Origin of the sequence: Kosakonia sp. CFBP8986 (assembly GCF_034044935.1) — a bacterium.
In the GTDB taxonomy this organism is placed as follows: domain Bacteria; phylum Pseudomonadota; class Gammaproteobacteria; order Enterobacterales; family Enterobacteriaceae; genus Kosakonia; species Kosakonia cowanii.
This window is the reverse complement of sequence record NZ_JAXCXB010000003.1, coordinates 606,422-619,265: the sequence shown is the minus strand read 5'-3', so window position 1 is coordinate 619,265 and position 12,844 is coordinate 606,422. Positions and strand designations below refer to the sequence as shown.

Annotated in this window: 11 protein-coding genes; 4 read left to right on the top strand and 7 right to left on the bottom strand. The window is 55.2% G+C overall.

Annotation, left to right across the window (positions count from 1 at the left end):
• Positions 1-49: 49 nt before the first annotated feature.
• From ispC to rpsB, 5 genes are all read right to left on the bottom strand, one after another.
• Complete coding sequence (ispC, locus tag SOM48_RS09565) at positions 50-1,246, bottom strand: 1-deoxy-D-xylulose-5-phosphate reductoisomerase (protein ID WP_313163493.1); 1,197 nt, start codon at positions 1,244-1,246, stop codon at positions 50-52.
• A gap of 97 nt (positions 1,247-1,343) precedes the next feature.
• Complete coding sequence (gene frr, locus SOM48_RS09560; protein WP_023480286.1) at positions 1,344-1,901, bottom strand: ribosome recycling factor; 558 nt, start codon at positions 1,899-1,901, stop codon at positions 1,344-1,346.
• Positions 1,902-2,051: 150 nt separating this feature from the next.
• On the bottom strand, positions 2,052-2,777 hold the full coding sequence (gene pyrH, locus SOM48_RS09555) for a UMP kinase (RefSeq protein WP_076768872.1): 726 nt from the start codon (positions 2,775-2,777) through the stop codon (positions 2,052-2,054).
• Between the two features lie 145 nt (positions 2,778-2,922).
• Positions 2,923-3,774, bottom strand: a complete 852-nt coding sequence (gene tsf / locus SOM48_RS09550; RefSeq protein WP_023480457.1) for a translation elongation factor Ts — start codon at positions 3,772-3,774, stop codon at positions 2,923-2,925.
• Between the two features lie 140 nt (positions 3,775-3,914).
• On the bottom strand, positions 3,915-4,640 hold the full coding sequence (gene rpsB, locus SOM48_RS09545) for a 30S ribosomal protein S2 (RefSeq protein ID WP_023480483.1): 726 nt from the start codon (positions 4,638-4,640) through the stop codon (positions 3,915-3,917).
• Positions 4,641-4,948: 308 nt separating this feature from the next.
• Between rpsB and map the strand changes: the two genes are divergently transcribed.
• From map to SOM48_RS09525, 4 genes are all read left to right on the top strand, one after another.
• Entirely contained in the window at positions 4,949-5,740 is a 792-nt protein-coding gene (gene map / locus SOM48_RS09540; protein ID WP_023480350.1) for a type I methionyl aminopeptidase, read from the top strand.
• 153 nt (positions 5,741-5,893) lie between these two features.
• A complete protein-coding gene (gene glnD / locus SOM48_RS09535) occupies positions 5,894-8,569 on the top strand; it encodes a bifunctional uridylyltransferase/uridylyl-removing protein GlnD (RefSeq protein WP_042716715.1) in 2,676 nt (891 codons plus the stop codon).
• A gap of 34 nt (positions 8,570-8,603) precedes the next feature.
• Complete coding sequence (dapD, locus tag SOM48_RS09530) at positions 8,604-9,428, top strand: 2,3,4,5-tetrahydropyridine-2,6-dicarboxylate N-succinyltransferase (protein WP_023480482.1); 825 nt, start codon at positions 8,604-8,606, stop codon at positions 9,426-9,428.
• Positions 9,429-9,549: 121 nt separating this feature from the next.
• Entirely contained in the window at positions 9,550-9,939 is a 390-nt protein-coding gene (locus tag SOM48_RS09525; RefSeq protein WP_023480393.1) for a DUF3461 family protein, read from the top strand.
• An 85-nt stretch (positions 9,940-10,024) separates the two neighbouring features.
• On the opposite strand, the gene cdaR is transcribed toward SOM48_RS09525, so the two are convergent.
• Both cdaR and degP read right to left on the bottom strand, forming a co-directional pair.
• The gene (gene cdaR / locus SOM48_RS09520) at positions 10,025-11,182 is read right to left on the bottom strand and encodes a DNA-binding transcriptional regulator CdaR (protein ID WP_054802821.1); all 1,158 of its coding nucleotides are present in this window, start codon (positions 11,180-11,182) and stop codon (positions 10,025-10,027) included.
• 162 nt (positions 11,183-11,344) lie between these two features.
• Positions 11,345-12,781 carry a serine endoprotease DegP gene (gene degP, locus SOM48_RS09515; protein ID WP_128483614.1) on the bottom strand — a complete coding sequence of 479 codons (1,437 nt, stop codon included), beginning with the start codon at positions 12,779-12,781 and terminating at the stop codon, positions 11,345-11,347.
• Between the last annotated feature and the right edge of the window lie 63 nt (positions 12,782-12,844).

Sequence of the window (12,844 nt, the reverse complement as noted above, 5' to 3'; positions counted from 1 at the left end):
TGAAGCCCTACGCTAACAAATAGCACCGTCACTCCGGACAGCATTATCACTAGCTTGCGAAGCGCATCACTTGTTTTTGCGCAATCTCTCGTGCCAGTACATCGACGGCCAGAACGTCATCAATACTCTGCGGTTCACGTAAATCCATCTGTTCCAGCACAGAGAGATTGAGAGCGGCAATATCAGTGAAACGAATAGCGGATGCCAGGAAAGCCGAAACGGCCACTTCATTCGCTGCATTTAGCGCGGTTGTCGCCGCCTGACCCTCGCTGGAGGCGTCAATCGCCAGCTTCAGACAGGGATAACGATCGAAATCGGGGGCGGCAAAAGTCAATGCGCTCAGCTTGCAGAAATCAAGGGCGTTGACACCTGACGACACACGCTCCGGCCAGGCCATCGTGTGTGCGATGGGTGTTCGCATATCCGGTTCACCCAACTGCGCCAACACACTGCCATCCTGATAACGCACCATGGAGTGGATCACCGATTGCGGGTGAATCAGCACTTCCATCTGGCGGGCAGCGGCATTAAATAACCAGCGTGCTTCAATGTATTCCAGACCTTTATTCATCATGGTGGCGGAATCAACGGAGATTTTACGCCCCATCGACCAGTTCGGATGGCGACAAGCCTGATCCGGCGTCATCAGCGCCAGATCCGCCATCGGCGTCTCCCGGAATGGGCCACCAGACCCGGTAAGCAGAATAGACGATACGCCATTCTGTTCGAGATCAGCGTACCCCAGGTTATGCTGGATTGGTTCCGGCAAACTCTGAAAAATCGCATTATGCTCGCTGTCGACCGGCAGCAGCTGCGCCCTGCTCTCTTTCACCGCCTCCATAAACAGGCGGCCACAGGTAACAAGCGACTCTTTATTGGCAAGCAGTACGCTTTTACCGGCACGAATAGCGGCAAGCGTTGGCAGTAATCCAGCCGCGCCGACGATAGCGGCCATCACCTGATCGACCTCATCAAGCGCCGCCATTTCACAGGCGGCCTGCTGACCGCTCAGCACTTCCGTGCGGTTGCCATGCTCGCTCAGGGTGCGCTGTAGCTGCTGCGCGCTGTCAGCGTCATCCATCACCGCATAGCGCGGAGAGAACTCGAGGCACTGTTCCACCATGCGCGCGACATTTTTTCCCGCGACCAGCGCGGTGACGGTGAAACGATCGGGATTATGACGAACCACAGCAAGCGTGCTGCAACCTATGGAACCCGTTGAGCCCAGAAGAGTTAAATGCTTCATGAAACGCTCGCAACGTTGCAAGGGGGGAAAGCAAAAACGCCGTCAGCAAGCCGCTTGCACGGCTCTCTGGACGGCGTTTTAGTCGGTTTGTATCGAATCAGAACTGCATCAGTTCCGCTTCTTTGTCCGCCAGCGCCGCGTCAACTTTCTTGATCGCAGCGTCGGTCAGCTTCTGCACGTCATCCTGAGAGCGACGGTCATCATCTTCGCTGATCTCTTTGTCTTTCAGCAGCGCTTTAACTTTGTCGTTAGCGTCACGGCGCACGTTGCGCACGGCAACACGGGCCTGTTCAGCTTCACCGCGCACCACTTTGATCAGATCTTTACGACGCTCTTCGGTCAGTGCCGGCAGCGGAACGCGAATATCGCTGCCCGCAGAGCTTGGGTTCAGACCCAGATCGGAGGTGAGGATCGCTTTTTCAACGGCCGGGCTCATCGAGCGATCGAAGACGTTGATTTTCAGAGTACGGGAGTCTTCTACCGTTACGCTGGCCAGCTGACGCAGCGGCGTCGGCGTACCGTAATATTCAACAACGATGCCGTCCAGCAGGCTCGGAGAAGCGCGGCCGGTACGGACTTTGCTGATTTGGGTTTTGAAGGATTCTACGCATTTTTCCATGCGTACTTCAGCATCTTTTCTGATATCGCTAATCACGTTACGGATCCTTGAAATCTTGTCGCAGACAGGCCATACGGCGGTTGTGCTAAGTATAGCCTTGTTCCCATGATGGCATCGTAAAGATGCCGGAACGCTCTGCTGGATAAATTAAAGCGGAATCTTACCTTTATTTATTGCTTACGGGAATTATTCCGTAATCAATGTGCCCTCTTTTTCGCCCATTACCACGCGGCGCAGCGCGCCTGGTTTGTTCATATTGAACACGCGAATCGGTAATTTATGGTCGCGAGCGAGGGTAAAGGCGGCCAGATCCATCACTTTCAGTTCTTTATCAAGCGCTTCAGTATAGGAGAGGCGCTCGCAGAGGGTTGCTGTCGGATCCAGCACCGGATCGGCCGTATAGACGCCGTCCACTTTGGTCGCTTTCAGCACCACATCGGCTTCGATTTCGATACCGCGCAGGCAGGCTGCGGAGTCGGTGGTGAAGAACGGGTTACCGGTACCGGCGCTGAAAATCACTACGCGGTTATTACGCAGCAGGCTGATTGCTTCAGCCCAGCTGTAGTTGTCACACACGCCGTTTAACGGGAATGCGGACATCAGGCGCGCGTTCACATAGGCACGATGCAGAGCATCACGCATTGCCAGGCCGTTCATCACTGTTGCCAGCATACCCATGTGATCGCCCACAACGCGGTTCATCCCCGCTTTCGCCAGGCCCGCACCACGGAACAGGTTACCCCCGCCAATGACTACGCCAACCTGAATACCCAGTTCAACCAGTTCTTTAATTTCCTGTGCCATACGGTCAAGAATGCTTGCGTCGATACCGAAACCTTCAGAGCCCTGAAGCGCCTCGCCACTCAGCTTAAGCAGAATGCGTTTGTAGATGGGTTTTGCATTGGTAGCCATGTTTCTTTCCTGAGACTGTGAACAATTAGACGGGTTTAATCTGGCGCTATGATACGTCGCCTGTCAGCGCTAACACTAGTGTGCTGGCTGTTTTTCAGATGAAGGACATAAAAAGAAGCCGCCCTCAGGCGGCTCCTTTTATTGATTAAGACTGCTTGGACATGGCAGCAACTTCTGCTGCGAAGTCAGTCTCAACTTTCTCGATGCCTTCGCCCACTTCGAAGCGGATGAAGCCAGTCACGTCAGCGTTGTGCTCTTTCAGCAGCTGGCCAACGGTTTTGCTCGGGTCCATAACGAAAGGCTGGCCGGTCAGAGAAACTTCGCCGGTGAATTTCTTCATGCGGCCTTCAACCATTTTCTCTGCGATCTCTTTCGGCTTGCCAGACTGCATGGCGATGTCCAGCTGAACCTGGTACTCTTTCTCAACCACTTCAGCAGACACGTCTTCCGGCTTAACGAATTCCGGCTTGCTTGCAGCAACGTGCATAGCCAGCTGCTTAACCAGCTCCTGATCAGCGCCTTTCGCCGCAACCAGAACACCGATACGCGCGCCGTGCTGGTAAGAGCCCAGAACTTCGCCTTCCAGGGAAGAGACGCGACGGATGTTGATGTTCTCACCGATTTTAGCAACCAGTGCAACGCGCTCTTCTTCGAACTGCGTTTTCAGAACTTCAACGTCGGTGATTTTGCCAGCAACAGCAGCGTCCAGAACTTTGTTAGCAAATGCCTGGAAACCAGCATCTTTAGCAACGAAGTCAGTCTGGCAGTTAACTTCCAGAATGATGCCGTAGGTGCCGTCGATTTTGGTGATGATCACGCCGTCAGCAGCAACGTTGCCCGCTTTTTTCGCCGCTTTGATCGCACCGGACTTACGCATGTTCTCGATTGCCAGCTCGATGTCGCCGCTTGCTTCGGTCAGCGCTTTTTTACAGTCCATCATGCCTGCGCCAGTACGTTCACGCAGCTCTTTTACCAGGGATGCGGTAATTTCAGCCATTCTTTAATCCTCGGGAGAGATATGACCTGCCCGGTTCCAGGAACCAAACAGGCTTGAAAGTGAAAAAGGGGGCCATAAACAGGCCCCCTAACCAAACTCGGTACTACCTGCTCAATAAGGGGCTCAGCGAGCGTGCCTTATTACTCAGCTTCTACGAAGCTTTCTTCCGCCTGAGTAGCCAGATCAGAAGAACGGCCTTCACGAACGGTAGCAGCAACGGCATTCAGGTACAGGCTAACAGCACGGATTGCATCGTCGTTACCCGGGATAACGAAGTCAACGCCGTCCGGATCGGAGTTGGTATCAACGATAGCAAATACCGGGATACCCAGGTTGTTTGCTTCTTTGATTGCGATGTGCTCGTGATCAGCGTCGATAACAAACAGTGCGTCCGGCAGGCCGCCCATGTCTTTGATACCGCCCAGGCTGTTTTCCAGCTTGTCCAGCTCACGAGTGCGCATCAGCGCTTCTTTCTTGGTCAGCTTGTCGAAGGTGCCGTCCTGAGACTGAGTTTCCAGGTCTTTCAGACGTTTGATGGACTGACGAACGGTTTTCCAGTTAGTCAGCATGCCGCCCAGCCAGCGATGGTTCACGAAGAACTGATCGCAATTCTGAGCTGCTTCTTTCACCGCTTCGCTTGCAGCGCGTTTAGTACCAACGATCAGGATCTTGCCTTTACGAGCAGAGATCTTGTTCAGCTCAGCCAGGGCTTCGTTGAACATCGGTACAGTCTTCTCAAGGTTGATGATGTGAACTTTGTTACGCGCGCCGAAGATGAAAGGCTTCATTTTCGGGTTCCAGTAACGGGTCTGGTGACCAAAGTGAACACCAGCCTTGAGCATGTCGCGCATGGAAACAGTTGCCATGATTAAAACCTCTATATAAAAGTTGGGGTTATGCCTCCACGTATCCCATATTACCGACCCCGAAGGGCACCCCGGAATATGTGCCGATACGTGTGTGTTATTACACAAAGTGAGATTTGTGGCTCCCATTCCAAAACAGGAACGGAAGTCCGGCGCGCTTTATATCACAAAAGTGAGCAAGACACCAATAGTTGTTACCGCAGCGTGCTGTTAACGATTCTCAATTTGGCACAACGCTTGCCCGACTGTTACCATTGACAGCACTACTCCTGGTATAGTCGAAAAATCGACACTGATGGACACTTCTCATGGCTATCTCTATTAAAACACCCGAAGAAATTGAAAAAATGCGCGTTGCCGGCCGTCTCGCCGCCGAAGTGCTTGAAATGATCGAACCGCACATTAAACCCGGCGTCAGCACCGGCGAACTGGACCGCATCTGTAACGATTACATCGTTAATGAGCAACACGCCGTTTCGGCCTGCCTGGGCTATCACGGCTTCCCGAAATCGGTCTGTATCTCAATTAATGAAGTGGTTTGCCACGGCATCCCGGATGACGAAAAACTGCTGAAAGATGGCGATGTGGTCAATATCGACGTCACCGTCATTAAAGATGAGTATCACGGCGACACCTCGAAGATGTTTATCGTCGGTAAACCGACCATTCTTGGCGAGCGCCTCTGCCGCGTCACCCAGGATAGCCTCTACCTGGCGCTGCGCATGGTAAAACCGGGTATTCGTCTGCGTACCCTCGGTGCTGCTATCCAGAAATATGTTGAAGGCGAAGGCTTCTCCGTGGTGCGCGAATATTGCGGTCACGGCATTGGTCGCGGCTTCCACGAAGAGCCGCAGGTGCTGCATTACGACGCTGATGACGGCGGCGTGGTGCTGAAAGCGGGTATGACCTTTACCATCGAGCCGATGGTCAATGCCGGTGATTACCGCATTCGTACCATGAAAGATGGCTGGACGGTGAAAACCAAAGATCGCAGCCTCTCTGCGCAGTACGAGCACACGATTGTTGTCACTGAAACCGGCTGTGAGATCCTCACGCTGCGTAAAGATGACACCATCGAGGCTGTGCTGACCGCCGCCTGATAGCGCCTCTCTGCCAGCTATAACGGTCCGCTTTGCGGGCCGTTTTTTTTGCCCGCTTCCCGGCCGGGTCATACATATAAACGACTTTTCATTTCCATCCATCTCTTTTACTTTGTTTTGCAGTGGATCCGCACGCCAACTGGGTGGCTAATCATGAGCAATATCTCTTCCGAACAATTTGTCAGCAGCGTTCAGCCCACCCTTCCCGGCCAGCCTGAACATCCCGGAGTGTGGCCCGCAGAGGAGCTGCACTGCGCCACCATCAAAGCGCGCATCGATGCTTTTCAGCAGTGGCTGGGGCAGGTGTTTGACGCCGGGATCTCGGCCGAGCAGCTGATTGAGGCGCGCACCGAATTTATCGATCAGCTGTTGCAGCGCTTGTGGCTGCAATATGGCTTTGGCGATGCGGGCGATACCGCGCTGGTGGCCGTTGGCGGCTACGGCCGTGGTGAGCTGCATCCCTTATCCGATATCGATCTGCTGATCCTCAGCCGCAATAAGCTACCGGATGAGCAGGCGCAAAAGATCGGCGAGCTGCTGACCCTGCTGTGGGATGTGAAGCTGGAGGTGGGTCACAGCGTGCGCACGCTGGATGAGTGTCTGCAGGAGGGATTATCGGATCTCACTGTCGCCACCAACCTTATCGAATCACGCCTGCTGGTCGGCGATGTCGCGCTGTTTCTGGAACTGCAAAAACATATCTTCAGCGACAATTTCTGGCCGTCGGAGACCTTCTTCCCGGCGAAAGTGGTGGAGCAGAACGAGCGCCATCAGCGCTATCACGGCACCAGCTATAACCTTGAGCCCGATATTAAAAGCAGCCCCGGCGGCCTGCGCGATATTCATACCTTACAGTGGGTCGCGCGCCGCCATTTTGGCGCTACCTCGCTTAATGAGATGGTCGGCTTCGGCTTTCTGACCGAAGCGGAACGCAACGAGCTGAATGAGTGCCTGCATCTGCTGTGGCGTATTCGCTTCGCCCTGCATCTGGAAGTAACGCGCTACGATAACCGCCTGCTATTCGACCGCCAGCTCAGCGTGGCGCAGCGTCTCAACTATGTCGGCGACGGCAATCAGCCCGTTGAGCATATGATGAAGGATTTCTTCCGCGTCACGCGCCGCGTGTCGGAACTTAACCATATGCTGCTGCAACTCTTCGACGAAGCGATCCTCGCCCTGACGCCTGACGAAAAGCCGCGCCCAATCGATGATGAGTTTCAGCTGCGCGGTACGCTTATCGATCTGCGCGATGAGACGCTGTTTATCCGCGAGCCGCAGGCGATTTTACGCATGTTCGCGATTATGGTGCGTAACAGCGCCATTACCGGTATCTACTCCACCACCCTGCGTCACTTGCGCCATGCGCGCCGCCATTTAACCCAGCCGCTCTGCTACATTCCGGAAGCGCGCACAATCTTCCTCAGCATGCTGCGCCATCCGGGCGCGGTGAGCCGGGGTTTGTTGCCGATGCATCGCCACAGCGTGTTGTGGGCCTATATGCCGCAGTGGTCGCATATTGTCGGCCAGATGCAGTTCGACCTTTTTCACGCCTATACCGTCGATGAGCACACCATTCGCGTTTTGCTGAAGCTGGAGAGTTTTGCCAAAGAGGAGACTCGCAGCAAGCACCCACTTTGCGTGGAGCTGTGGCCGCGCCTGACACACCCAGAGCTGATTCTGATAGCGGCACTGTTTCACGATATCGCCAAAGGGCGCGGCGGCGACCACTCGGTGCTGGGGGCGCAGGATGTGCTGAAGTTCGCTGAACTTCACGGCCTGAACTCGCGGGAAACGCAGCTGGTCGCCTGGCTGGTGCGCCACCATCTGCTGATGTCGGTCACCGCGCAGCGCCGTGATATTCAGGATCCGGAAGTGATTAAGCAGTTTGCCGAAGAGGTGCAAACGGAGAACCGCCTGCGCTTCCTGGTCTGCCTGACGGTTGCCGATATCTGCGCGACCAACGAAACGTTGTGGAACAGCTGGAAGCAGAGCCTGTTGCGCGAACTCTATTTCGCCACTGAAAAACAGCTGCGCCGCGGGATGCAGAATACGCCGGATATGCGCGAGCGCGTGCGTCACCACCAGTTGCAGGCGCTGGCGCTGCTGCGCATGGACAATATTAATGAGGAGCGGCTGCACCAGATTTGGGCGCGCTGTCGAGCCAACTACTTTGTTCGCCACAGCCCAAACCAGCTCGCCTGGCACGCTCGCCATCTGCTGCAACACGATCTGACCAAACCGCTGATCCTGTTGAGCCCGCAGGCGACGCGCGGCGGAACCGAGATCTTTATCTGGAGCCCGGATCGCCCCTATCTCTTTGCCGCCGTCTGCGCCGAGCTGGATCGCCGCAATCTCAGCGTCCATGACGCGCAGGTCTTTACCACCCGCGACGGCATGGCGATGGACACCTTTATTGTGCTGGAGCCGGACGGCAGCCCGCTCTCAGCCGATCGTCACGAGGCGATCTGTTTCGGGCTGAAGCAGGCGATCACTCAGCATACCTGGCAGCCGCCGCAGCCGCGTCGTCAACCGGCCAAGCTGCGCCACTTTACCGTCGATACCGAAGTGAATTTCCTGCCGACCCATACGGACAGAAAATCGTTCCTGGAGTTGATTGCGCTTGACCAGCCAGGGCTGCTGGCGCGGGTCGGGCAGATTTTTGCCGACCTTGGAATTTCGCTGCACGGCGCAAGAATTACAACCATTGGCGAGCGAGTAGAAGATTTATTCATAATCGCTACCGCTGACCGGCGTGGCCTTAATAATGCGCTGCAAAAGGAGGTACAACAACGGTTGACAGAGGCCCTCAATCCAAACGATAAAGGGTGATTATTTTTTTACACAAGATGGAAAGAGTTTAACAATGCAGCAGTTACAGAACGTTATTGAAGCCGCTTTCGAGCGCCGCGCAGAAATTACCCCGGCCAACGTCGATACCGTGACCCGTGAAGCGGTCAACCAGGTTATCGCCCTGCTTGACTCCGGCGCGCTGCGTGTCGCAGAAAAAATCGACGGCCAGTGGGTCACCCACCAGTGGCTGAAAAAAGCGGTTCTGCTCTCTTTTCGCATTAACGATAACCAGGTTATCGACGGTGCGGAGAGCCGCTACTTCGATAAAGTGCCGATGAAGTTCGCTGATTACGACGAAGCGCGTTTCCAGAAAGAGGGTTTCCGCGTAGTGCCGCCTGCGGCAGTACGTCAGGGCGCGTATATCGCTCGTAACACAGTATTGATGCCTTCCTATGTCAACATCGGCGCTTACGTTGATGAAGGCTCAATGGTAGACACGTGGGCAACCGTCGGCTCCTGCGCGCAGATCGGTAAAAACGTTCACCTCTCCGGCGGCGTAGGTATCGGCGGCGTACTGGAGCCACTGCAGGCAAATCCGACTATTATTGAAGATAACTGTTTCATCGGCGCGCGCTCCGAAGTGGTTGAAGGCGTGATCGTTGAAGAGGGTTCGGTTATCTCGATGGGTGTTTATATTGGTCAAAGCACCCGTATTTACGACCGCGAAACGGGCGAAGTGCATTATGGCCGCGTACCGGCAGGCTCAGTGGTGGTGTCCGGCAACCTGCCGTCGAAAGATGGTAAATACAGCCTCTACTGTGCGGTTATCGTGAAAAAAGTAGATGCGAAAACCCGCGGCAAAGTTGGCATCAACGAACTGCTGCGCACCATCGACTAAGCCTTTTCCCTCTCCCCGTGCGGGAGAGGGTGATATAGCCCGCCTTTTTTGCATACGTCAGTGGCGAAAATAGATTTTTTCGTTAATTATTCATAGGTTATGTTGAGCTTAAGGGTCCGCTATGTACGACAATCTTAAAAGTTTAGGCATTACCAATCCCGATGAAATCGATCGCTATAGCCTCCGCCAGGAAGCGAATAACGACATTCTTAAAATCTATTTTCATAAAGACCGGGGCGAGTTCTTCGCCAAGAGCGTCAAGTTCAAATATCCGCGTCAGCGCAAAACCGTGGTCGCCGATGGCGTAGGCCAGGGTTATAAAGAGGTGCAGGAGATCAGCCCTAACCTGCGTTACGTGATTGATGAACTGGATCAGATCTGCCAGCGCGATCGCACTGAAGTGGATTTGAAGCGTAAGATCCTTGACGATCTGCGCCATCTCGAAAGCGTTGTTACCAACAAGATCAGTGAAATCGAATCCGATCTTGAGAAGCTGACGCGCGGGAAATAAGTTTTATCAGCTGACCTCTGGCCTGCGTTACTGCACAGTCACGTAGGCCGGATAAGCGCAGCGCCATCCGGCACAAAAACCGCCATCAATGCTGCTCATCCAGCTGCAACGCCACATAGAGCAACAGCCTGTCGTCAAAATTCCCCAGATCCAGCCCGGTCAGCTCCGAAATACGGTTCAGGCGATACTCCAGCGTATTGCGGTGGATAAACAGCGCCTTCGACGTCGCCAGCGGCTGCACATTGTGGCGAAACCACGCCGTCAGCGTGCGGCGCAGCAAACCGTTATTATCCATCGCTTTCAGCCGTGTTAACGGGCGCGCCAGCTCATTGGCCTGCCAGCCGCCGCGCAGGCTGTCGAGCAGCACCGGCAGCATCAAATCCTGATAGAAGTAGCTGCGGCTCTCCGGCATCCGCTGTTTGCCCACCATCATGGTGGTACGCGCCGTGCGGTAGGAGCGCGCAATGCTGCCGGGGCCGGTAAAGAAGTTGCCCAGCGCGACGCGAAAACGCAGCTGACCATTCTCTTTCATCCGCGTAATCAGCTGCTCAACGCGCTTACGGTGATCTTCTGCATCCCAGCGGCCAAACGGGTTTAGCGCCGGCTTCAGCACCACCATTTCGGTCAGGGAGACGATGGCGATAAGATTATTGCGCTCCGGCGTGGTGAGGGCGTTTTGCAGCTGCTGAAGTTCCGCCATTGCGCTGTCGACGCCCAGCTGACCGCTATCAACCTCCACCACCGCCACCACGCGCGGCTGATTAAGATCGATACCTAAACGCTGCGCCCATTCGGTCAGCGCTGGCGTGTGCTCTTCCGCCTGAATCAGGTTCATTACCAGCTCTTCACGCAGACGGCTATCCTGCGCCAGCAGATGCATCAGCCGGGACTGCTCCAGCATCATCTCCGCCGTCATACAGACCAGCTCGCCATATTTACGCAATGTTTCGGGTTCGCCAGTCAGGCCAATGACGCCGACAATCTCACCTTCGAGGCGCAGTGGCAGGTTGATGCCCTGGCGCACGCCGTGCAGATGGCGCGCCACCGCATCATCGATATCGACCACGCGCCCCTGCGACAGCACCAGCAGCGCGCCTTCGTGCAATTCACCAATACGCTCGCGATCGCCGCTGCCTATAATCCGCCCGCGCGCATCCATCACGTTAATGTTTGTATCGATGATACGCATGGTACGCGCCACGATATCCTGTGCCATTTTGGTATCAAGATGCCAGCCAGCCATGTAACCCTCCCCGGTGCAGAGGCCAAGCATATGGCAGAAATTTGACCCGTGCATTGTGCGGATGCACAAAGCGACAGCGAGAAGTGTGGAGTTGTGGAAGGGTTCACAAAAAGGGCGGGAAGCCCCTCTTCCCCATTACAGAGAAGAGGGTTTTACAGAGGATTACTGCATCAGCAGGTAGATAGAGGTGTCGCCGCGCTGGATATTCAGCGCCAGCACCGACGGTTTGCTGTCGAGAATTTTGCGCAGTTCAGCAATGTTTTTCACCGGCTGCTGGTTCGCGCCGAGGATCACATCACCTTTTTTCAGGCCGATTTGCGCCGCCGGGCTATTCGGTTTCACCGCATTCACCACCACGCCGCCATCTTTGCCTTTGTTGCTCATCTCCGCCCCTTCGATACCGCTGAAGATGGTGCTGGATTCAACCTGGTTCTGGCTGCTCTGCTGCAGTTCAAGAGTCACGTTGACCGGTTTGCCGTCGCGCAGCATCCCCAGCGTAACTTTGCTGCCAATCGGCATTGAACCGACTTCTGCGCGCAGCGCCGCAAAGCTGCTGATCGGTTTGCCGTTGAGCGTGGTAATCACGTCGCCCGCCTTGACGCCCGCTTTCGCAGCGGCGGAGTTTGGCATCACCTGGCTGACAAACGCCCCGCGCTGGGCGTCGACTTTCATCGCTTTCGCCAGCTCAGAGTTCAGCTCGGTGCCCATAATCCCCAGTTCGCCGCGGCGCACCTGACCATACTGCACCATCTGGCTGGTGAGGTTTTTCACCATGTTGCTCGGGATAGCAAAGCCGATACCGATGTTGCCACCGTCCGGTGCGAGAATGGCGGTGTTAATCCCAATCAGCTCGCCGTTGAGGTTAACCAGCGCGCCGCCGGAGTTACCGCGGTTAATGGCGGCATCGGTCTGAATAAAGTTTTCATAGTTTTCCGCGTTCAGGCCGCTTCGGCCGAGCGCCGAGACAATCCCGGAGGTGACGGTTTCGCCAAGACCAAACGGGTTACCAATCGCCACCGTATAGTCGCCTACGCGCAGCGCATCGGAGTCGGCAAGCTTAATGGCGGTGAGGTTTTTTGGATCCTGAATTTGGATCAGCGCGATATCGGAGCGCGGATCTTTGCCCACCACTTTGGCGTCAAATTTGCGCCCGTCGCTAAGCTGCACTTTGATGGTGCTGGCGTTATCGACCACGTGGTTGTTGGTAACGACGTAGCCTTTCGCTGCGTCAATGATTACGCCGGAGCCCAGCGCCATAAATTTCTGCTGCTGGCCACCGCCCTGCCCATCCGGTGCACCGCCGCCCTGGCAGAAGGGGGAGCTCTGGAACGGCGAACCGTCCTGGCAGAAGGGTGAGTTATCACCGAAGAATTGCTGGAAGTTGCGCGGCATCCGCGGTGTGTTCACCGTGGTGCTGCCTTCAACGTTAATGCTCACGACTGACGGCATCACCTTTTCCAGCATCGGTGCGAGGCTTGGCATCTGCTGCGATGTTGCGGTGGTTGACGAGGCTGTTTCTGCTGCCGTCGCAGACAGAGGAGACAGCGCAAAACTTAAACTTAAAGCCAGTGCACTCATTGCTAACGTCGTTTTTTTCATCTCTCTCAATCTCTTTTCTGATTAACGCGAACTGCTGTGTATGTGTCACTCAGAGTCGATTTA

Coding starts and splice junctions, on each gene's coding strand:
- ispC (WP_313163493.1), bottom strand. CDS start 1,246: ATGAAGCATTTAACTCTTCTGGGCTCAACGGGTTCCATAGGTTGCAGC.
- pyrH (WP_076768872.1), bottom strand. CDS start 2,777: ATGGCTACCAATGCAAAACCCATCTACAAACGCATTCTGCTTAAGCTG.
- tsf (WP_023480457.1), bottom strand. CDS start 3,774: ATGGCTGAAATTACCGCATCCCTGGTAAAAGAGCTGCGTGAACGTACT.
- rpsB (WP_023480483.1), bottom strand. CDS start 4,640: ATGGCAACTGTTTCCATGCGCGACATGCTCAAGGCTGGTGTTCACTTT.
- map (WP_023480350.1), top strand. CDS start 4,949: ATGGCTATCTCTATTAAAACACCCGAAGAAATTGAAAAAATGCGCGTT.
- glnD (WP_042716715.1), top strand. CDS start 5,894: ATGAGCAATATCTCTTCCGAACAATTTGTCAGCAGCGTTCAGCCCACC.
- dapD (WP_023480482.1), top strand. CDS start 8,604: ATGCAGCAGTTACAGAACGTTATTGAAGCCGCTTTCGAGCGCCGCGCA.
- SOM48_RS09525 (WP_023480393.1), top strand. CDS start 9,550: ATGTACGACAATCTTAAAAGTTTAGGCATTACCAATCCCGATGAAATC.
- cdaR (WP_054802821.1), bottom strand. CDS start 11,182: ATGGCTGGCTGGCATCTTGATACCAAAATGGCACAGGATATCGTGGCG.
- degP (WP_128483614.1), bottom strand. CDS start 12,781: ATGAAAAAAACGACGTTAGCAATGAGTGCACTGGCTTTAAGTTTAAGT.